Genomic DNA, 20,653 nt, shown 5'->3' with positions numbered 1-20,653 from the left:
CTATCTAACCCATTTTCCCTCTGACTTTTTTATACAGTTTTGCAGATACGAGAAACAATATATATTTCAATTTATTTTTCCTTGTGACATTTGGATTCGGAATAACGTCCTTGAAATACTGAACGTATTCTTTACGTACCTTATTAACCTCTTGATACATATTGGAACCAAGTAATGCATGGACAATGTGAAGACCATTAAAAACATATCGTACATTTAAGGCTCTTCGCATCTCTTGGTTGGTTGAAAAGTCTCGTTCTACATAATTCCTATTGCAATCCATTGCCTTGTAAAAATCTAGAAGTTTTGTACTATATGCAGAATTCACGGTACTACCTGATCTCCGATAATATTTATATAGATTAATAGATCCTACCGCAATCTCTCCGCTAGCGGCAATATGTTCATAGGCAATAGCTAAATCCTCATATATCATTCCCTCTGGATAAGGATATTTTAATAAAATATCTTTCTTATAAAGTTTTCCTCCAGGATGAGTTCCTACACTATTCCCGTAAAACATTTGAACAAGGGCTTCATCTTTATCTAGTTTCTTACTATTTTCTAATGAAAGACTTTCGCCTATATTATTTATTTTATGATCTCTCACTTCAACAATTGAAGTCACAACCAAATCAACGTCATATTTGTCTCTTAAATCAACTAAATATTCAACCGCTCTTAAATCATAATAGTCGTCTGAGTCTAGAAACATAATCCAATCAGAGGAAGCCTCTTTTACTCCTATATTTCTAGCCCTAGATTGTCCGCCATTTTCAATATGCAGAATTTTAATTCTGTCATCTTCTCGAGCATATTGGTCACAAATTTCTCCAGAACTATCCGTCGAACCATCGTCTACCAGGATAATCTCGACATTCTTATAGGTCTGCTTTCTTAAACTGCCTACACTATATTGAAGATAGTCCTCGACATTGTACACTGGTATAACAATAGAAATCTGATCCATTATGATAATCCTTCCAAAATGATATCAACAATACGCTCACAAGCTTTTCCATCTCCATATGGATTACTTGCTTTACTCATCTTGCTGTACTCTGTTTCATCTTCTAGAAGAAGTTTGAAATTAGTATAAATATTTTCTTCTTCTGTTCCTACTAACTTCAATGTTCCCGCAGCAATCCCCTCTGGACGTTCTGTTGTATCACGCATTACCAATACTGGTTTACCTAAAGAAGGTGCTTCTTCTTGTACACCACCAGAATCTGTTAAAATCATGTAGCTTTGATTCATAAAATTATGGAAATCAATGACTTCTAGAGGTTCAATGATTTTCATACGTTCATTGTCGCCAAATACCTTACTTGCTAACTCACGAATCTTAGGATTCTTATGAATAGGATATACGACTTTAACATCTTCAAATTCATTCAGGATACGATTAACTGCGTTAAACATATTTTCCATGGGTTGGCCAAGATTTTCACGTCGATGTGCTGTCAACATGATTAGTTTACTGTCCTTCGCCCACTCTAAAATAGGATGGTCATAATGATCTTGAACAGTTGTTTTCAAGGCATCAATAACTGTATTCCCAGTAACATAGATATTCCCTCTTCCCTCTTTTAAGAGATTCTCTTTAGCCACCTCTGTCGGAGCAAAATTGAAATCCGCAATAATTGAAGTAGTCTGGCGATTGAATTCCTCAGGAAATGGGCTTTGAAGATTATAAGTTCTCAATCCTGCTTCTACATGTCCAACTTTAATTCCCATGTAAAATGCAGCTAAAGCTGTTGCAAAAGTGGTTGTAGTATCTCCATGAACAAGAACAATATCTGGTTTCTCCTGCTCTAAAACCGCTTGAATTTTATCTAAAATACTTGTCGTGATTGTAAATAATGTTTGATTTGTCTTCATAATTCCTAAGTCATAATCAGGAACAACTTTAAAGACATCCAAAACTTGTTCTAACATTTCTTTATGTTGACCAGTTACACACACAAGTATTTTTATCGAGTTGTTTTTCTTCAACTCATTGACTAAAGGACACATTTTTATTGCTTCTGGACGCGTCCCAAAAACTAACATTACTTTTTTCATTTTGGATCTCCCATTAGTTTTTGATAAAATTTACGATAATTCTCTAGAAACAAAGGATAACTAAATTTCTCCTCATAATCTTTTTTAGCCTGAGTAGCTAACTTTGTTCTAAGTTGCAAGTCAGTCGACAGTCCCTCAACAGCAGAAGCTAAGGCTCTAGCATCTTTAAGCGGAACCAACACACCATTTTCTTTCGTAACAACTTCATTTAATCCTGAAATATCTGTTGCAATCATTGTTTTTCCATTCATAAATGCTTCAATAGCAACTAGGCCAAGTCCCTCAAATACTGAGGGTAAGACACAAAAATCAAAACTATTAATACACTCAACAATATCTTGTCTATAGCCCAAAAAAATTACTTTCTCTTCTAGATTGAGATCTTTAACTTTATTTTCTAGTTCAGTTCTAAGCTCTCCATCACCAACGATAAATAAATGAATATTTTCTTTTGAAATCAGAGACATCGCATCAATAAGATAGGTCAAGCCCTTTTGTTCAGATAATCTTGCAATACAACCAAGTTTGATTCCATCAAACTTCATAATCTCATCAACCTGTTTATTTGTCTGCTTTAAGATTACTCCGTTATAGATGACAGTACTGTCGGTAATCCCCACATCATCTTTCAAATTTTTATCGACTGCTTGACTAACTGCAATACTGTAGGCATTTTTCAGTGAAAATCTATATAAAGACAACTTATCTTTGAAAACATTATGGGCAGTATAAACGTGGATTAATTTGGGATTAATCAGTTTTAATAAACGAATATAAAAAGCAGCCATTCGATGATGAGTATGGACCAGAGTGATATCATTATTATTAATAATTTGATAGATACTAAGAATCAACTTCAACACTGTAAAAGGATTTTTGCTGTCTATATCCTGAATTTTATGATGGATAATTCCTTGGGCTGCTAATTCTCGTTCCCAAAGGCCTCCTGTAGAAGCAATGTGTACACTATCAAACTCATCTTGCAAATCAGAACTCAACTGGTACACAATCCTCTCAGCGCCACCAATATCCATTGTTCGTGAAATATGTAAAATATTATTTTTTCGTTTTTCGTTTCTCATCTAAAACTCGCTTAATAAAGGTAATATTCCCCACAAAATATCGTTTAAAGAGACGCTTTGGTTCATTAGCGACTCGAAACAACCACTCTAGATTTGATTTTTGCATCCAAAGTGGTGCTCGTTGAATATGACCGGACAATACGTCAAAACTACCACCTACACCCATAAAAATGGAATTCACTTCATTGCCCATAAATTTTTGAATGATGTATTCTTTTTTCGGAGAGGTGATTCCAACAAATACAAAGTCAGGGTTCTTTTCACGAATATCTTCCTGAATATCTTGCTCATCTTCCTCCGAAAAATAACCATTACGATGTCCAGCAACTCGTAGATTTGGATACTCTTCTTTGAAATTTTGTAACATATCCTGCAAAACTTCTTCTTTAGCACCAAAGAAATACACAGAATAAGATTTCTCATCCGCTAATTTTAATAATCTTTGCATTAAATCAATTCCAGCAACTCGCTCTGGAACTTGGTAGCCCAAAAATCGAGAGGCTAGAACTACTGATGCACCATCTGCATTGATAATTTCAGAATCGTTAACTATTTTTTTAATGACGTCATCTGATTGACATTGATTAATCTTATCAGCGTTTACGCCCATTAAATGAAGAGGACGTTGTTCAATGACAAAATTCTCAACCGCCTCTACTGTTTCATCCATTGTTAAGGGGTCAATCCTGACCCCCATTAAATCAAAACTATTCAAATTAATCTCCCCATGTAGACTCGAAGTGACCCTTACGTTCAGCTTCTTTTGGTAACTTCATATAATCACCGTATATTTTTGTTAAATATTCATCTGGGTTAGCATGGCAACTTATTTCTAAGTTCTCAAACTCTAGTAATTGCGGTTCACCGAATACTTCTTTTCTAGCAAGTTCACGTTCTCTGTAGGAACCTAATACATTACCAACTATTGAACTTGTTTCAAAATCATATTTTTTAATTAGATTTTGTAATTTATTATTAATAATGGATGTTTTTAGATATTTATTTAATTTTAAAATTTTTGATATACTCACAATGGCATTTTCAAAGTTTCCCCTATCTCTGTCATGAAGACGATCGATTACAGAAATTTTAGAAAGTGCACGATAGAATTTAATTTTGTTTGTATGAATAAAATAGCGAAAACTATCATCTGGATATCCATCCAAAGGAAAAATATCTATGAATGGACTACATAGTTCATCTCCAAATGGAATTTGTAAGGATGTATCCATAATAGAGGTATTACCTAAATTATCATCATGAAGTCTCAAAACAACATGTTCTGGAAGTTCCTTGTTACAAATAGACAAAAATTTTTCATAATCTTTTCGAGGCATCCCTAAATCCATATCATCATCCCAAGGAATAAATCCTTTATGACGAATTGCTCCTAGTAATGTTCCTCCCAAAGCATAATATCTTAAATCATGCTTACTACAAATAGCAATAAAACTTTTCAATAAAGATAATTCTCCTAGTTGAATTTCCCTCACTTTATTCATAATTTTACTTCGCCCCTTCTCTCATAAATACCACTTTGACGGTCTTTAACAATATTTCAATATCTTTCCAGATAGTCCAATCATCAATATAAGCTACGTCCAGCTTGACAACATCATCAAAGTCCGTGATTTTACTACGACCACTCACCTGCCATAGACCAGTAATTCCTGGCTTAAAACTAAGACGACGTTTTTGTTCAGGAGTATATTTTTCATACTCATCAACTGTTGGGGGACGTGTCCCAACCAAACTCATATCTCCCATTAAAACATTCCAAAACTGAGGGAGTTCATCTAGACTGGTCTTACGGATAAATCTCCCTATCTTTGTTATACGAGGATCATCATCAACTTTAAACATACCACCTTGCATGGTATTTTGTGTAAGGAGCTCTTGTTTCTTTTTCTCAGCATCCACGCACATAGATCTAAATTTATAAAAAGTGAAATGTCGACCATTTTTTCCGATACGAGTTTGAGAAAAAATAGCGGGTCCGCCATCTTTTCGAATCACCGGAACCAAAACAATACTCACCAAGCCACAAATAAGTAGTCCGATAATTGAACCTATGATATCAATGAAGCGTTTAGCAATGACGTGGCTTGTCTTATAAAATTTTGTAGAAAATGTAATGACATTCAAGCCTGCCATTCCGCGAATCTTTTTATCGCTACCCAGATAGTTATTGAAAGCATTCAGGTTGACTGTCACGTCAATTCCCATTGTTTCAAAAAGAGAGATAAACTCCCCGATGTCATACTCTTCACTTGGTAAATTGATAAAAACTTCATCAACAACTTCATGGGTAGCAAAGTCTAAGATGTTCTCTGCAGGTACAACGGTTACGGATGCATGCTGAAAATTGGGCTGATCCAAAACACTGACCGCCACCAATTCCCAAAAAATATCTCCCGACTCTATCAGTCTATCTACAACTTTCTCAACTCTGGAAGTAGCTGTTATCAAGAATATCTTTTTACTCCCCTTGAAATTTGGAAAGATACGTCTCCTATAGCGTTTAATGCACAGATTCAACAAATACAACAAAATAGAATGTATTGTCAAAAAATAAATCATGCCTCGTCTAGAGATACTAAAACGATCTTCCAAAAAGAAGTTTGAAATACTGATGGCTAAAGCAAAGAAAACGATGTATTTTGTAGTGCTGATAAACTCAGCCAAATAACCCCTTTTTAAAAAATCACGCTCATAATCACTAACGCTAAAAACAACAAAATGTAGAATGAACAAGATAATAACAGAGGTGTTCACAATCTCTGTTTCTCTAACAAAACTAAGTACATAAGCTAATATAATGACAAGAAAACTCTGGATTACCGCCAAAGTAATCTTCAATCCTTTTTCTTCCATAATATCTTCCCTAAGCTATCTCTTATTTTTTCCCGTAAGATCCATAAGCTCCATATGATCCATATTTTTCAACCGAGGTATTCAATTTATTTAATACAATCCCTAAGAATGGTTTACTTGTTTGTTCCAATTGTTCTTTGGCTTTTTGGATATCACGTCGATTTGTTTCACCAGCTGCAGTCACCAAAATCGAAGCATCACATTTCTGAGTGATGATAGCCGCATCAATCACAACCCCGATAGGAGCGGTGTCCACAATGATGTAATCAAAGTACTTTCGCAAAGTATCAAGCATAGTCTTAAAATTCTCACTTTGCAACAAAGCTGTTGGATTGGGAGAAACGGAACCAGCTTGAATGACAAACAAATTTTCAACATTCGTATCACATAACCCTTGTGATAAATCTGTTGTCCCAGATAAGAACTCTGTTAATCCCGTAATCTTTTCACGTGATTTAAAAACACCTGACATGACAGAATTACGAATATCGGCATCAATTAAAAGCGTCTTATATCCAGCACGCGCGAAAGCCCAAGCAATATTGGTAGAAGTAGTTGACTTCCCTTCCCCTGGCTTTACTGATGTAATTGAAATAACTTTTAAGTTATTTCCGCTCAATTGTATATTGGTACGAAGCGCATTGTAATACTCCTCTGCTTTTCTTGCCAAATCTAATTTTTTTTGTGCAATTTCTAACGTTGGCATTTTTCTCTCCTATTTCAATTTATCCAAATTTGGAACTACTCCCAATAGTGCAATTTGCATAACATCTTCAACGTCTTCTGGTCGTTTAACACGTGTATCTAGGAGTTCAATAAGGAGAACCGCGACAATCATCACAACCGCTCCAGCGAGAAATCCAATCATGGTATTACGACGAATGTTTGGTGAAGATGGTGAGGTTGCTGGGCGAGCCTCTTCAAGTGTCGTCACATCCGAAACCCGTGTAACACTTATAATCTTTTGAGCTGCAACCTCTCTCAATGAGTTGGCGATGCGACTTGCTTCTTCAGGCGCACGATCTGTAACAGAGATCGATACGATACGTGTATCAGCCGGTACGGTCACCTTGATTTTACTAGCCAAACCTTTTGAAGGAAGATCCAGTTTCAAATCCGTTGCGACCTTCTCCAAAACGTCTTGTGATAGAATAATTTCGCGATAGTCTTTAACCAAGTAAGATCCTGCTTGCAAATCTTGGTTTGTCAATCCAGGCTTATCTCCCTGATTACGATTAACTACATAGATACGTGTCGTACTGGTATATTCAGGTTTTACGATAAAGCTACTGTAGGCAAAGGCTACTACCCCAGTTACGATTGCTACCAGTGCAATTAGAACTTTCCGTTTCCAAAGGATTTTAAGTAATTGAAATACATCAATTTCCATCATATTTTGTTCTTTCATTGTTTCTCCTAAATCAATTGATCCATTATTATTTTTCGTGGGTTATCTTTGAAGAGTTCCTTCGCCTTATCTTCGCCATACTTTTTAGCAATGATATCATAGGCTTCTTCCATATGAGGTGGTCTGCGATCCAAGTTATGCATATCACTAGCGATGACGTGAACTAGATCACGTTCCAAGAAATACTGAGCTCTCTTTTTCATGAATTTGTAAGTTTCTCCAAAGAGTTTTGGTTTCAAAACATGAGAACTATTGACCTGGGTATAGCACCCCATATCAATCAGTTCCTGAACTCGCTTTTCATTATTTTCTAGAGCATCATAGCGCTCAATATGGGCAACAACTGGTGTAATCCCTAACATGAGAATATCGCTCAGTCCTTTATGTATATCTCGATAGGGTGTATTCATGCTAAACTCAATCAAAGCATAGTGACTATCATTGAGGGTTGGAATCAATTTCTTTTCCAATTTTTCGACAACATCTGGCGTATAGTATATTTCTGCGCCATAGGCGATGACAAGATCATCTGCCACCTCCTTGGCCATTTCGCGAACTTTCAAAAAGTTAGTTGCTATCTTCTCTTCTGGTGTCTCAAACATCCCTTTCCGACGATGAGATGTGGAAACAATGGTCCTAACCCCTTGACTATAGGCTTCTCTTAAAAGGTTTTTACTCTCCTCTATCGACTTTGGACCATCATCCACATCAAAAACGATGTGTGAATGGATGTCTATCATGCTACTTGCCCTCCATCACATCTTTGATAGCTGCCTTGGCTGCAGCCAAGCTACTTTCATCAATTTCCATCATATAGAGGTTGCTATCTGGCATAGCATAGGATGGAAGGTCCGTTCTTCCAGTTCCTTTTAAGTCTTGGGAATTGACCTTATACTGACCGCCACTATCCAACTGTGTATTAACCAAGTCCATCATGGTTTCCAAAGGCATATTGGTTTGAAGAGAATCTTGCAATCCTTGAATAATGTTGTCATAATTCTTTAAAGCATCCGTTGATGTTAACTTCTGAATGATGGCAACAATGACTTTTTGCTGGTTCCGACCGCGGTCGCGGTCTCCATCCGCTAGAGAGTAGCGTTCGCGGACAAAACCAAGGGCTTTTTCAGAGTCTAGATGGACATTCCCGACAGGAAAATGGTACTGCCCATGCAAAGAAGTGAAATCTTGGTCATTATAAACATCCACACCACCTAGAAGGTCAATCAATTTCAAGAAAGAGGTGAAATTCAAACGAACATAGTAGTTAATATCAACTCCATATAGGTTTTCCAAGGTATGAATTGATGAGTCCACTCCATAAATCCCTGCGTGAGTCAATTTATCCTTTTGATTATTTCCTCCGTCCGCGATCGGAACATAAGAATCTCGAGGTGTTGTGGTGAGAAGGATTCTCTTAGTATCTCGATTTACAGTCATCAAGATGTTGACGTCTGAACGCGAAACTGAACTGATAGGTCCGTAGGTATCAATACCACTAATATAAATATTAAAGGACTGATTTTTAGATACCTTTGGTGCCGCAACATCTTTGGTTAGTTTTTTCGTATAGATTTTCTTAATCTTCGAAGCATAATCTGGATACTCTGCTTCAATGATATTTTCAAAGACACTGTTCAAGACAATCGCTTTCGCATCACCTGAAATCAAGCTCTTATAGGCTGCTAAGTAAGATGCACTTTGTTCAACCGCCAAGTCTTTGCTCTGAGTCGTCTTAATATCCGCTATTAATTTTTGGATATTGTCATTATCCGTTTCAGTCGGACCTGTTACACTTTCCAACTGGGTAACGTTGTTGATTTCACTATCTTTTAAAACCACAACACTCATCGAATACTCTGAGTAGTTTGATGTCGCATTGATGTGATTAGTCAAGCCCACAAATTGGTGCAGAGCAAATAGCGAAACCGAACTAGTCAACACCGCAAGTACCAAAAAGAAAATCGTGAACTTTTCGGCTTTCTTATATACTATCAAAAGTAGAGCTACGATAGCAGATAGTAAAACTAGAACTGCAGCTAAGATATTGAGATGCCTAAAGGCTAGGATATTATGTCTAAAAATTAAGAACAACAAAGAGCCACTCAATAATAAATAAATGGCTAATAAGGCTATATTAATACTTCGCTTCACATTTCCTGAACGATTTCTCTTTGAACGTCTACTCATGGCAATCCCCTATACACGTTAATAATTATGATTATTATATCACAATCATGAAAGAAATTCCATCCATTCCTGCTATTATCAGCGTTTTCATTCATTTTTTCTTAGCTATATTTTGAATTTATGACTTCCATTAACGGAATCCTTGATAAAACAAAAACAAGGCCCCTTATTATGAGGCCCCATTTCTGTTTTTATTTGACATGATTTTCAAACTCTTTTTGGCTCTTTTCAATAGCCTTTTTACTTTCTGCTTCCCACTTAGCCTTGGCATCGTCGAATTGTTTCTTGGTAACAGGGTCTTTTTGCAATCTCATGTACTTATAATTATTTCCGTCACCCTTGATACCCACTAGGGAGTAGGCACGTGTAAACGGAGTTACTTTGGTTACAGAGGCTGTACCACCATTTGACATGGCAGACATGACTAAAGAATTGTTAATCATCCAAGCTTGAGCTTCAGCGTATTTTTCATAACGCTTAGCGACATCTTTGTTCTCGGCATCTGCTTCTTTCAGGAGTTGTGTATAGGTATCTAACCCTAGACTCTTAATGAGTTCTTGGTCTTCCTTGGCATCAAGGCCAAAAATCTTGAGATAGAAGCCGGTTTCAGCATTGAAGGGGTCTAGATAAGTTGATGGATCCTGGTAATCACCAACCCAACCATCAAAGTTTAGGTCGTAGTCACGAGCTGCTGGATTTGGTGCTAGGAAGGCAACATTTCCAAAGTCATCTGTAGAAAGCTGTTGAACATCAATGACGATATTGTCAGAACCTAGTACTGTTTCAAGGGTTTGCTTAACCGAGTTCATACCAGAAACCGCATTTTTATTCGTCTGATCAACAGGAACATCCAAATGGATTGGGAAAGTCACGCCTTGGGCTTCCAATTCCTTTTTAGCTTCTGCAAATTTTGCTTGGGCCTTTTCCTTGTTGAAGTAAGCATCTTGAGCATCCGCCAAATTGATACCTGCCCACTCAGTTCCATAGTTTATAAGTTTAGAAGCTGTCACTTCTCCAAAGGTCTTATCTCCCACCTGGACAAATGTTGGTGGAACTAGAGTATTACGAAGGGTCTTGCTTGCTGCTTCTTCACCGTTAGATTGAGCAGAGTAGGCTGTTCGATCAATACCAAAGTTGATAGCCTGACGGAAATTTTTATTTAAGATAGCTGTTTGAGCTGATTTCTTTTGTTCGTCCGTTGTTTTAGCGGTATGATTATAGGTTTTTCGGTTGACGTTAAAGTTAAAGTACCAAGATGTCTTGTCTTGCAAGCTATAAACGATATTGTCTTGGTATTTTTCTTTTGTCTTGGCATAGTTCGAACTATTTGGATAGACTCCCGCAATCGAGTAGGCGCCATTTTCAAAGTTTCGAATGGTCATCTCCTGATCGGACCCATCAAAGTAGGCTAACTTAACTTTTTCAATGGTTACTTTATCATGGTCATAATAGTGTGGATTCTTCACATACTCGATCGAAGATTTTGATGTGAAATCCTTTAACAAATACGGACCGTTATAAAGAATACTGTCTGGTGTCAAGGTACCAAAATCTTTATCCTTTGATTTCAAGAACTCTTCGTTAACTGGGAAAAGAATACTATTGGTCGTCTTTGAATTCCAGTACGGCTCTGGTCGAGTCAAGGTGTACTCGACTATGTAATCATCCAATGCTTTGACACCAACAGTTGAAAAGTCATTGGTCACACCCGTCACATAGTCATTCAATCCCTTGATTGAATTTTGGATCAGATCCATGGCTTGTCCCTTGTTGTCAGCGGCATATTTGATCCCAGTGACAAAATCCTGAGCCTTGACTGATGCATATTCCTCACCGTCAGCTGTATACCATTTGGCATCTTTTCTAAGCTTGTAGGTATAGGTCAAACCATCTGATGAAACAGACCAATCCTCCGCAAGAGCAGGTACGAGGTTCCCATAGCTGTCATTTTCTAGCAAACCATCTACGAGATTGGTAATAACGGCAGTGTTATCTGCATAATAATCTAGAAGATAGTTGAAAGTTGTTGGATTCGCACTAAATGTTGATGAATAAGTGCTAGTACCTGTGTTGGACTGTCCACATGCAGAGATCAAAATCCCTGTCGCTAAGACAAGAGCTGTCCCGATTAGTCTTTTTTTCATTTTGATCATCATTCACTCCTTTATGTCACTTTTTATAACATAGCCGTATTTTATCAAATTTATTCAAAAATGTAAAGTTACTGCTTTTATGACAACTGGTGTCTCAAAACAAAAAAGGAAGCACAGTTTCCTGCAACTTCCTTTTCTGTTTATAAATTACTTGACGTGTTTTTCAAGTTCTTTTTGGTATTTGGCATTTGTTTCGATTTTTTCTTGTTGCCATTTCTTGAAGGCTTCTTCGTATTCTTTTGCAGTCACGACGTCATTTTGCAACTCCAAACCTTTGAACACAAATGGGTCTCCCTTGATCCCGACTTGAGAGTAGGCTTTTGTAAACGGTACAGTACGGCTAACCGTTGGAGAACCACCTGAAGAAGCAACTGGGATTAAGAGTGAGCTATCTGATACCCAAGCTTGAGCTTTGGCGTATTTTTCATAACGCTTATTAAGGTCGCTGGTTTCAGCTGCAGCATCATCCAAGAGTTTCTTGTATTCGTCCAGTCCAACTTGAGCCATCACTTCTGGATCTTTTCCACGAGTGATTCCCAAGTGTTTAAGGGCAGAACCCTTCTTAGCATCAAGGATGTTGAGGTAGGTAGCTGGGTCTTGATAGTCTGGTCCCCAACCAGTTCCGTTCAAATCATAGTCTTTTTGAGATGGCACCTTGGCTTGAGACGTAATGCTCATCTTTTCATTATCGGTCATTTGAAGGACATCGACAATGACATTCTCTGTACCAAGCGATGATTCGATAGACTGCTTGAGTGAGTTGGTTTGTTGAACCGCGATTACATCTGTTTGTTCAACTGGGATATCCAAATGGATTGGGAAGGTAACCCCTTTGCCCTGCAATTCTTCCTTGGCTTTAGCAAAGGCTGCCTTAGCCTTTTCAGGACTGTAAATCGTATCTTTGCCATCTGTAAGAGCTACATCTTTCCACTGGTCTCCATATGAAACGAGCTCTGCCTGAGCCAACTCTCCAAAAGTTTTTTCACCTACTTGAACGTAGTCATGAGGCACTAGGCTGTTACGGATAATTTTGTCCGCACCTTCTTCACCATTCAACTGAGCAGTGTAAGAATGGCGGTCAAGGGCAAAGTTCAGCGCCTGACGGAAGTTCTTATTAAGAAGAGCTTCTTTTGTTGATGTTTTTTGAGCTTCGTCTGTTTTAGCTGTTTTATTGTAAGACTGGCGATTTACGTTAACAGTGAGGTAGTAGCTTGTTGCTTCTTGTGGACTGTAGACAATCTTATCGCCGTACTCTTTTTTAGTTGACTCAAAATTTGAGCTTGTTGGGAAGAGACGAGCTGTTGTATAAGCACCCTGCGTAAAACTACGAATCAAAGATTCTTGGTCTGATCCATCGTAGAAGGTTAGTTTAATGTTGTCAATCTTAACATTGTCCTTATCCCAGTAGTTCGGATTCTTTTCATATTCGATGACTGATTTTGAAGTCAATGATTTCAAGAAATAAGGACCGTTATAAAGAATACTTGATGGGGTTGGCGCACCGTAGTCGCTCCCTTTAGAATTCAGAAACTCTTCATTTACTGGAAGCATGGTCGCAGTTGTGACTTTAGAGTTCCAGAAACTTTCTGGCTTGTTGAGCGTATATTCAACCGTGTAATCGTCAACAGCTTTCACTCCTACAGTAGAAAAGTCATTGCTTTCTCCACTGATGTAGGCAGCCAAGCCTTTGATAGAATCTTGAATCAAAGTAAGACCATCTGATTTTCCATCAGCTGCGTGTTTTAGACCAGTAACAAAATCCTGAGCCTTGACTTCAGCATACTCTTCTCCCTCAGAAGTATACCATTTTACACCCTTACGAAGTTTGTAGGTATAAGTCAAGCCATCTTTAGAAACGGACCAGTCTTCTGCAAGCGATGGAATTAAGTTTCCATACTTATCATTTTCCAAAAGGCCATCGACAACGTTCGCTATAACATCAGAGGTTGAACTCTTGCTCGTCACACTGTAGTCCAAAGACGATGGATCCATAGCATAGACATAAGAGAATGTCTTGGGCGCTTCAGCCTTCTTTTCACTTTGCCCACAAGCAGTTAAAAGAAGGGCTGTGCTCAGGACGGCACCTGCTCCTAAGAGCCACTTTTTCGATCTCATAAGTAATCTCCTTAAAGATAGTATTTTCACCATTATACTCTATTTTTTCATAAAAGCAAGGACTTTCGACAGATTTTTTAGAAAATTCTAACAAATATTTTTTAAAGATTTTTCTATACAATTTTTAGTAAAAAACCTCAAGCTTTTGAAGCTTGAGGTTCTCTCATTTTAGTCAGTCATTTCCACACAGAAGGCATCCCATGGAGCCAAGGTCTGTTTCTCAACTGCTTTTTTAGCAGTAGTGTTTTCAATCAAGACAGATTTAACTTTTCCTTCTACTGAAAAGTTTTGTTTTTCATTGGACAAGTTAGCCACAACTAAGAAACGACGGTCACCGTCCTTACGGATATAAGCAAAGATCTTGTCAGCTGTATCAAGCAATTCAAAATCAGCTCGAATCAGCCAGCTGTTCTCCTTACGGATTTGAACGAGTTTTTGATAGGTATAGAAAATAGAATCTGGATTTGCCAGTGCTTCTTGAACGTTGATTTCTTGATAGTTTGGATTAACTGCCAACCAAGGTTGACCTGTTGAGAAGCCAGCGTTTTTACTCTCATCCCATTGCATCGGAGTACGTGCATTATCACGACCGATGACACGGATGCTGTCCATGATTTCCTCTATAGAAACTCCTTTCTCAAGAGCTTCACGCGCATAGTTGAGGGATTCAATATCTTCTACTTGGTCCAGTGTTTCAAATGGATAATTGGTCATCCCAATCTCCTCACCTTGGTAGATATAAGGAGTCCCTCTCATAAGATGAAGCAAGATTGCAAAGGCTTTGGCGGATTTTTCACGGTATTCTTGGTCATTTCCCCAGATAGAGACGATACGAGGGAGGTCATGATTGTTCCAGAAAAGGGAATTCCAGCCGTCTTCAACTCCTAACTCTGTCTGCCATTTGTAAAAAATCTCTTTTAACTTCCCTACATTTAATTCTTTTTGGTAATGCCACTTAGGTTGCCCTTCCTGATATTGAAGACAGATGTGTTCAAACTGGAAGACCATAGACAATTCTTGTCCCTTTGGATCCGAGTAGAGCTTAGCAATCTCTGGCGTTGCTCCCCAGGTCTCCCCTACTGTCAGGAGATTCTTATCTCCAAAAGTCGCCTGATTCATTTCCTTGAGATAGGGATGGAGCATAGGACCGTTATTGACTACTTTCTCGTCAGGAATTTTCCCAATCATGTCAATAACATCCATACGGAAACCGCCAATGCCCTTATCAATCCAGAAGTTCATCATCTCATAAATTTTCTGGCGCAGTTTTTCATTCTCCCAGTTGAGATCAGGCTGTTTCTTGCTGAAAAAGTGGAGATAGTACTGACCTGACTTTTCATCGTATTCCCAAGCAGACCCACTAAAGATAGACTCCAAATCATTAGACTCATCCCGCCAGATATAGTAGTCGCGCTCTGGGCTGTCAGGATTTTCACAGGCCTCGACAAACCAAGCATGTTCATCCGAAGTATGATTGACCACTAAGTCCATGATAATTCGAATATCACGCTTCTTAGCTTCTACGATCAGTTCATCCATGTCCTCCATAGTTCCAAAAATAGCTGCAATCGCTTGATAATCAGCAATATCATAGCCATTATCATCCATAGGACTGTCATAAACGGGAGAAAGCCAAATCGCTGTGATTCCTAACTTAGCTAGATAGTCCAACTTACTAGTAATTCCTGGCAAATCACCAATTCCATCTCCGTTGCTGTCCATAAAACTCTTGGGATAGACTTGATAGACTACGGCATTATGCCACCATTTTTCTTGCATCTTCTTACCTCATTATTTTAATAATCTATAGTCTATGATAGCGCTTTTTAAAATTTTGTGCAAGCGTTTGCTTAATCTTTTTAATTTCTTTTTTAGCTCCGTAGTTTCCTAACTTCCAATTTTTTATTATAATAGAGGTCAGAGGTAAAAAAATGAAAAAACAAGCTTTTAGTTCTGAACAATATCTGAATCTACAACGCGACCATATCTTGGAGCGCATTAACCAATTTGACGGCAAGCTCTATTTGGAGTTTGGTGGCAAAATGTTAGAAGATTTCCACGCTGCTCGCGTTCTTCCTGGTTATGAGCCTGACAACAAAATCAAGCTCTTGCAAGAATTGAAAGAACAGGTTGAGGTTGTGATCGCCATTAATGCTAGCAACATCGAACATTCCAAAGCACGTGGCGACCTAGGCATTTCTTATGACCAAGAAGTTCTTCGTTTGATTGATAAATTCAATGAACTGGGGATCTTTGTCGGTTCTGTTGTCATCACACAATACGCTGGCCAACCCGCTGCAGATGCCTTCCGCAACCAATTAGATAAAAACGGGATTGATTCTTATCTTCATTATCCAATCAAAGGATACCCGACTGATATGGACCACATCATTTCTCCAGAAGGCATGGGGAAAAACGACTACATCAAAACCAGTCGCAACTTGATTGTCGTAACCGCTCCTGGACCTGGTTCTGGAAAATTGGCCACTTGTATGTCCAATATGTACCATGACCAAATCAATGGTATCAAGTCTGGTTACGCTAAATTTGAAACCTTCCCAGTTTGGAACCTGCCCCTTCATCATCCAGTCAACTTGGCCTACGAGGCTGCAACCGCAGACCTTGATGATGTCAACATGATTGACCCATTCCACCTCCAAACCTACGGAGAAACCACTGTCAACTACAACCGTGATATCGAAATCTTCCCAGTGCTCAAGCGCATGTTAGAGCGCATCCTCGGCGAATCTCCATACGCTTCACCAACAGACATGGGCGTCAACATGGTTGGCTTCGCTATTACAGATAATGAGGCTGCTATCGAAGCTTCAAAACAAGAAATCATCCGTCGCTACTATCAGACTGTACTTGATTTTAAAGCTGAAAAAGTCGGAGAAACTGCTGTCAAGAAGATTGAACTTCTCATGAACGACCTCGGCATCACACCTGCAGACCGTAAGGTTGCTGTCGCTGCACGCCAAAAAGCAGAAGAAACTGGTGGCCCTGCCCTAGCCCTTGAATTGCCAAATGGGGAAATCGTGACTGGTAAAAACTCTGAACTCTTTGGTCCTACAGCTGCTGCCTTGATCAATGCCATCAAAAAATCAGCTAACATCGCTAAGGAAGTAAAATTAATCGAGCCTGAAGTCGTCAAACCAATTCAAGGTCTTAAAATCGATCACCTAGGTAGCCGCAATCCTCGCCTCCACTCAAATGAAATTTTGATTGCACTTGCAATCACAGCTATGGAAAATCCTGATGCTGCGCGTGCCATGGAAGAACTTGGGAATCTCAAAGGAAGCGAAGCTCATTCAACCATCATCCTGACCGATGAAGACAAGAATGTCCTACGAAAATTGGGTATCAACGTAACCTTTGACCCATTCTACCAATACGATCGCTTGTATCGCAAATAAATAAACAAGGCTGGACAAAAACTCAATTCGAGATAAAAATCCAGTAAATCTTTACATAATAAAAAAATCAAACGCATAATATCAAGTCTTTTGGACACTTGGTATTATGCGTTTTTATGATTTTCCATTCTCATTTATTTCAATGAAATTGTCAACTCGACACAGGCTCCTACTTGGTCTGGATTGAGCAGGGTCAGACGACCACCGTGCAAGAGAGCTACTTGCTTAGAAAAGGCTAAGCCGATTCCATGATGGGGATTAGCTGAATTGCGGCTTTGGTCACTCTGATAAAAGAGCCGTTCCGCTCCCAGCAGCATCTCCTCTGAAAATGAAGGGCCGTTGTTCCAGATAGCAAAAACCAACTGGTCCTGCTGCACTGATACCATTAGCTTGACTTCCTTTTGATCCTGGTCTGCATGTTCAAGCGCATTCAGTAAAATATTGAGCAAAGCCCGTTTGAGATAGTCCAAATGAATCGACAAAATTAGACTAAGATCACAATCTTCTTGGAGATAAAAACGATAGCTTTCCTGTTTACTGAACAGTGCCCAATCGTCCTGGAGATAAGCCAAAAAGTCCTCTAAGGAAAGCTGACTGAACTGATTAGAATCAATCTGAAAAGCCTTAGCGTAATCAATAAGAGAGCCACAATATTCTTCCATCTTGTAACTAGCTTGCAAAATCTCAGCAGCATAGTCTGCCTGTGGCTGGCCTAACTGCGCCAATTCCAAGAGCTCAGCATTCCCCTTAATCACAGTTAGGGGCGTTTTCAAATCGTGCGATGTCGCTGATAGCTGTAAAATCAACTCTTGATTATACTGCTGCTCTTTTTCTAGAAGACGAGCATTTTCTTGGTGGCTGCTCCGTAAATCGCTATAGACTTTGAGCATTTCCTCGATCCGAAAAAGCTGGCTTTGATTTTCTTCTAAAAGCTTCTTGCTCGTTAGCATTTTTATTTCCCTGTCGATTTTTCGGAGCACTTTCAAAATATGATAAAAAGTAATCAGCAGCAAACTCCCTGCCCAGAAGAACAAGGCGAAAAGAACGTGATCACTTCCTTGCGTAAATTCATAACCTATAAGCACAAAAATCAAAACATGGAAAAAGACGATCTTTAAACTGGTTGTCCAGACTAGGCTTTTGAAATTTCGGGTTCTAATTGCCATCTATAGCCTACTCCTCTCACTGTTGCGATTGCTTGCAGCCCTTCTTGTTTGCATTTTTGGCGAATCTGATATACGTATTCTGAGATGGAGCGAAGCTGTGTTTCTGAGCTTTCTGGGTAAAGCAAGGTATGCAGGCGTTCAGCTGAGAAGGTCTGCTTGGGATTGCTAGCAAGTAAATGCAGTAACTTAAACTCACGCTCTGAAAATTTCAAGACTTTACCAAAACAGGCAACTTCATAGCGCTCTGGATAAAATTGACAAGAAGCAATTTCAGAATATCGCTCCTCCCGTCTTTCCTCCCGCCGAAGATGAGCTCTGACACGCGCCAGCAATTCTTTGGTTCCAAAAGGCTTGACAATATAGTCATCTGCTCCGCGAAAGAGCCCTTCCACTTTGTCCGCCTCCAATTCCTTAGCCGTCAAAAAGATGATCGGACACGAAAGATGAGGACGAATGTAGGAACACAGCTCAAAACCGTTAACAGGCTCCATCATCACATCCAGCAGAATCAAGTCATATCCAACAAAATGCGTCAAATCTAGCTCTTCTATCCAATCAAGCGTCGTCACATCATAAGCATCGAGCTCTAGGACGTTTTTTACTAGCTTCAAAATGCTCCGGTCGTCATCAACTACCAAAATACGATACTGTCTCATGAGTTCCATTATAGCATACCTCTAGCGAACATCTCGTTTCAAGGTTAAGAATATAGCAGAGCTCCAAACCAAAGCTAACCATAACAGCTGTATTCCCAGCCCTGAGAGATTTATTGAATGCTGAAGTCCTTCATACTCAAAAAGATTTAGCGTAGCCAGATCGGGCAGGTATTTTGCTTCTTTGATGAAAGTCGCCAATAAACGGCTGAGACCAATCAAGAGAGGAAAGAGCACCGACACCGGCACTACCCAAGATTGAAATAGCAAAGCGAGGCCAGCAGTTAAAAAAGCCAGAAAAATATTGCTGAGAAGACCAAAAGAGCTGTAATAGAGGAATTTCTCTAGCAAGGACCAGCTAAAGCTTAGGTCAAAACGAGCCAGCATAACAAGGAAACAGCTGCCTACCATGATACTGTAGAGGACTAAGAGCAGCAAGACCAGAAAAAGGAATTTCCCAGCCAACCAAGCCTTTCTATTTGATACGGTTAGAAAATTCGTTCGCATCCCCGACTTGACAAACTCCTGGGCAAAATAGAGAGAAGTAAAGATGACGATGACAGGCTGCGCCAGATAGAGGGCATGCAAAGCCTCGCTCAGAGCCTTTGTCTGACCAACTGCTGTCTGACTATAGTCAAGATTCATCAGAAAAAATGGAACAGCTACCAGAGCCACTAAGGCTGCACCAAGTGCGAGATAATAAGAACGGAACTTAATCCATTCACTTCTAAGCAGAGCTTTTATCATCAGTATCGCCCTCCTAAATCCGTCTTCAAAAAGCGCAGAGAGGCCATGCCGCCGATGACTAGTAACCATGCACCAAGTATCAACAGCCCTTGCAAGGGATTGTTAGCATATTGGGAAGTTGGCGTTGCAGCAAACAACTCTCCTGCTGGCTGTGGCAAATAAGTCCCCCAACTCGTGTGAGCTGCCAGGTAATTTCCCAGATTATAGATCTGTGGTACGAGAAAAAGCAGAGGAACTAGCATGGTCCGAGCCAATAAACCTAACAAAAACGAAAGGATTCCCAATAAGGTCAGAGATAAGGTTTTCCACAAAATCAAACTCCAAGCTGCCTGATTGAGCAGAATCGGATCAAGTCCTTCCTTTCCTAAAGCGAGATGCATGACCATATAACTAAAGTAGATTGATAAAAAGCTAGTGGCAAGAGAAAAGCAAGTAAAGGTCATGAGTTTCCCCACAAGCAACTTCAGGCGGTTATTACAGGTCAAGAGACTGGTTCTCAAGCTATGAGACTGAAATTCCATAGCTCCCAAAATTCCAGCTAAAATGACCAAAACCATGACCGCCATAGAAGCCCCGTTGAGACCTAGATATTCCAGCGGATCAATGGCGTTTATCAGATTAGGAACCGTCTCAGGCGTAGCATCCAAGCCGATAGACAGATACTGTTGGCCCTCCAACCAGGATACGACAGGCACCAATAGCAGCATGAAGGCCATACTCACTTTGAAAGCCTTGGTTGAGCGAATTTTCAACCATTCTGAATGCAATAAGGACAGCGTTTCTTTCAT

18 protein-coding genes are annotated in these 20,653 nt (G+C 39.2%); 1 reads left to right on the top strand and 17 read right to left on the bottom strand.

Annotated elements, in window-relative coordinates:
- Positions 1 to 4 precede the first annotated feature (4 nt).
- From FOA33_RS01750 to FOA33_RS01690, 13 genes are all read right to left on the bottom strand, one after another.
- Positions 5 to 970 (bottom strand): glycosyltransferase family 2 protein, encoded by a 966-nt coding sequence (locus FOA33_RS01750; protein ID WP_221160435.1) that lies wholly within the window; start codon positions 968 to 970, stop codon positions 5 to 7.
- The gene (gene wecB, locus FOA33_RS01745; RefSeq protein WP_221160434.1) at positions 970 to 2,064 is read right to left on the bottom strand and encodes a non-hydrolyzing UDP-N-acetylglucosamine 2-epimerase; all 1,095 of its coding nucleotides are present in this window, start codon (positions 2,062 to 2,064) and stop codon (positions 970 to 972) included. The genes FOA33_RS01750 and wecB overlap by 1 nt, the downstream gene beginning before the upstream one ends.
- Complete coding sequence (locus FOA33_RS01740; RefSeq protein WP_221160433.1) at positions 2,061 to 3,146, bottom strand: glycosyltransferase family 4 protein; 1,086 nt, start codon at positions 3,144 to 3,146, stop codon at positions 2,061 to 2,063. The genes wecB and FOA33_RS01740 overlap by 4 nt, the downstream gene beginning before the upstream one ends.
- Complete coding sequence (locus FOA33_RS01735; protein ID WP_221161279.1) at positions 3,121 to 3,843, bottom strand: WecB/TagA/CpsF family glycosyltransferase; 723 nt, start codon at positions 3,841 to 3,843, stop codon at positions 3,121 to 3,123. The genes FOA33_RS01740 and FOA33_RS01735 overlap by 26 nt, the downstream gene beginning before the upstream one ends.
- A gap of 19 nt (positions 3,844 to 3,862) precedes the next feature.
- Positions 3,863 to 4,648 carry a LicD family protein gene (locus FOA33_RS01730; RefSeq protein WP_221160432.1) on the bottom strand — a complete coding sequence of 262 codons (786 nt, stop codon included), beginning with the start codon at positions 4,646 to 4,648 and terminating at the stop codon, positions 3,863 to 3,865.
- A gap of 4 nt (positions 4,649 to 4,652) precedes the next feature.
- Positions 4,653 to 6,020 (bottom strand): sugar transferase, encoded by a 1,368-nt coding sequence (locus FOA33_RS01725; RefSeq protein WP_221160431.1) that lies wholly within the window; start codon positions 6,018 to 6,020, stop codon positions 4,653 to 4,655.
- 22 nt (positions 6,021 to 6,042) lie between these two features.
- Positions 6,043 to 6,726, bottom strand: a complete 684-nt coding sequence (locus tag FOA33_RS01720; protein WP_001142501.1) for a tyrosine-protein kinase — start codon at positions 6,724 to 6,726, stop codon at positions 6,043 to 6,045.
- 9 nt (positions 6,727 to 6,735) lie between these two features.
- A complete protein-coding gene (gene cpsC, locus FOA33_RS01715; RefSeq protein ID WP_000664132.1) occupies positions 6,736 to 7,428 on the bottom strand; it encodes a capsular polysaccharide biosynthesis protein CpsC in 693 nt (230 codons plus the stop codon).
- 8 nt (positions 7,429 to 7,436) lie between these two features.
- A complete protein-coding gene (gene cps4B, locus FOA33_RS01710) occupies positions 7,437 to 8,168 on the bottom strand; it encodes a capsular polysaccharide biosynthesis protein Cps4B (RefSeq protein WP_000565337.1) in 732 nt (243 codons plus the stop codon).
- Position 8,169: 1 nt separating this feature from the next.
- Positions 8,170 to 9,615 (bottom strand): LCP family glycopolymer transferase CpsA, encoded by a 1,446-nt coding sequence (gene cpsA / locus FOA33_RS01705; protein WP_221160430.1) that lies wholly within the window; start codon positions 9,613 to 9,615, stop codon positions 8,170 to 8,172.
- 191 nt (positions 9,616 to 9,806) lie between these two features.
- Positions 9,807 to 11,768, bottom strand: coding sequence for a peptide ABC transporter substrate-binding protein (locus FOA33_RS01700; protein ID WP_221160429.1), 1,962 nt, complete (start codon positions 11,766 to 11,768; stop codon positions 9,807 to 9,809).
- Between the two features lie 147 nt (positions 11,769 to 11,915).
- Positions 11,916 to 13,883, bottom strand: coding sequence for a peptide ABC transporter substrate-binding protein (locus FOA33_RS01695; protein ID WP_221160428.1), 1,968 nt, complete (start codon positions 13,881 to 13,883; stop codon positions 11,916 to 11,918).
- A 168-nt stretch (positions 13,884 to 14,051) separates the two neighbouring features.
- On the bottom strand, positions 14,052 to 15,662 hold the full coding sequence (locus FOA33_RS01690) for a glycoside hydrolase family 13 protein (protein ID WP_221160427.1): 1,611 nt from the start codon (positions 15,660 to 15,662) through the stop codon (positions 14,052 to 14,054).
- 152 nt (positions 15,663 to 15,814) lie between these two features.
- Here FOA33_RS01690 and FOA33_RS01685 point away from each other — a divergent pair, with 152 nt between their 5' ends.
- On the top strand, positions 15,815 to 17,299 hold the full coding sequence (locus tag FOA33_RS01685; RefSeq protein ID WP_221160426.1) for a DUF1846 domain-containing protein: 1,485 nt from the start codon (positions 15,815 to 15,817) through the stop codon (positions 17,297 to 17,299).
- 134 nt (positions 17,300 to 17,433) lie between these two features.
- On the opposite strand, the gene FOA33_RS01680 is transcribed toward FOA33_RS01685, so the two are convergent.
- Genes FOA33_RS01680 through FOA33_RS01665 form a run of 4 tightly spaced genes read right to left on the bottom strand, consistent with a single transcriptional unit; the run spans position 17,434 to position 20,653 of the window.
- Positions 17,434 to 18,465, bottom strand: coding sequence for a sensor histidine kinase (locus FOA33_RS01680; RefSeq protein ID WP_221160425.1), 1,032 nt, complete (start codon positions 18,463 to 18,465; stop codon positions 17,434 to 17,436).
- Positions 18,432 to 19,130, bottom strand: coding sequence for a response regulator transcription factor (locus FOA33_RS01675; RefSeq protein ID WP_221160424.1), 699 nt, complete (start codon positions 19,128 to 19,130; stop codon positions 18,432 to 18,434). Before FOA33_RS01675 ends, FOA33_RS01680 begins: the two co-directional genes overlap by 34 nt.
- 12 nt (positions 19,131 to 19,142) lie before the next feature.
- A complete protein-coding gene (locus FOA33_RS01670) occupies positions 19,143 to 19,865 on the bottom strand; it encodes a lantibiotic ABC transporter permease (protein ID WP_221160423.1) in 723 nt (240 codons plus the stop codon).
- Positions 19,865 to 20,653, bottom strand: coding sequence for an ABC transporter permease (locus tag FOA33_RS01665; RefSeq protein WP_221160422.1), 789 nt, complete (start codon positions 20,651 to 20,653; stop codon positions 19,865 to 19,867). Before FOA33_RS01665 ends, FOA33_RS01670 begins: the two co-directional genes overlap by 1 nt.

The sequence above is a fragment of the Streptococcus cristatus genome (genome assembly GCF_019685515.1).
Classification (GTDB): domain Bacteria; phylum Bacillota; class Bacilli; order Lactobacillales; family Streptococcaceae; genus Streptococcus.
This window is presented reverse-complemented; position numbering and strand designations above follow the sequence as displayed.

Coding starts and splice junctions, on each gene's coding strand:
- FOA33_RS01750 (WP_221160435.1), bottom strand. CDS start 970: ATGGATCAGATTTCTATTGTTATACCAGTGTACAATGTCGAGGACTAT.
- wecB (WP_221160434.1), bottom strand. CDS start 2,064: ATGAAAAAAGTAATGTTAGTTTTTGGGACGCGTCCAGAAGCAATAAAA.
- FOA33_RS01740 (WP_221160433.1), bottom strand. CDS start 3,146: ATGAGAAACGAAAAACGAAAAAATAATATTTTACATATTTCACGAACA.
- FOA33_RS01735 (WP_221161279.1), bottom strand. CDS start 3,843: ATGGGGGTCAGGATTGACCCCTTAACAATGGATGAAACAGTAGAGGCG.
- FOA33_RS01730 (WP_221160432.1), bottom strand. CDS start 4,648: ATGAATAAAGTGAGGGAAATTCAACTAGGAGAATTATCTTTATTGAAA.
- FOA33_RS01725 (WP_221160431.1), bottom strand. CDS start 6,020: ATGGAAGAAAAAGGATTGAAGATTACTTTGGCGGTAATCCAGAGTTTT.
- FOA33_RS01720 (WP_001142501.1), bottom strand. CDS start 6,726: ATGCCAACGTTAGAAATTGCACAAAAAAAATTAGATTTGGCAAGAAAA.
- cpsC (WP_000664132.1), bottom strand. CDS start 7,428: ATGAAAGAACAAAATATGATGGAAATTGATGTATTTCAATTACTTAAA.
- cps4B (WP_000565337.1), bottom strand. CDS start 8,168: ATGATAGACATCCATTCACACATCGTTTTTGATGTGGATGATGGTCCA.
- cpsA (WP_221160430.1), bottom strand. CDS start 9,615: ATGAGTAGACGTTCAAAGAGAAATCGTTCAGGAAATGTGAAGCGAAGT.
- FOA33_RS01700 (WP_221160429.1), bottom strand. CDS start 11,768: ATGATCAAAATGAAAAAAAGACTAATCGGGACAGCTCTTGTCTTAGCG.
- FOA33_RS01695 (WP_221160428.1), bottom strand. CDS start 13,883: ATGAGATCGAAAAAGTGGCTCTTAGGAGCAGGTGCCGTCCTGAGCACA.
- FOA33_RS01690 (WP_221160427.1), bottom strand. CDS start 15,662: ATGCAAGAAAAATGGTGGCATAATGCCGTAGTCTATCAAGTCTATCCC.
- FOA33_RS01685 (WP_221160426.1), top strand. CDS start 15,815: ATGAAAAAACAAGCTTTTAGTTCTGAACAATATCTGAATCTACAACGC.
- FOA33_RS01680 (WP_221160425.1), bottom strand. CDS start 18,465: ATGGCAATTAGAACCCGAAATTTCAAAAGCCTAGTCTGGACAACCAGT.
- FOA33_RS01675 (WP_221160424.1), bottom strand. CDS start 19,130: ATGGAACTCATGAGACAGTATCGTATTTTGGTAGTTGATGACGACCGG.
- FOA33_RS01670 (WP_221160423.1), bottom strand. CDS start 19,865: ATGATAAAAGCTCTGCTTAGAAGTGAATGGATTAAGTTCCGTTCTTAT.
- FOA33_RS01665 (WP_221160422.1), bottom strand. CDS start 20,653: ATGAAAGAAACGCTGTCCTTATTGCATTCAGAATGGTTGAAAATTCGC.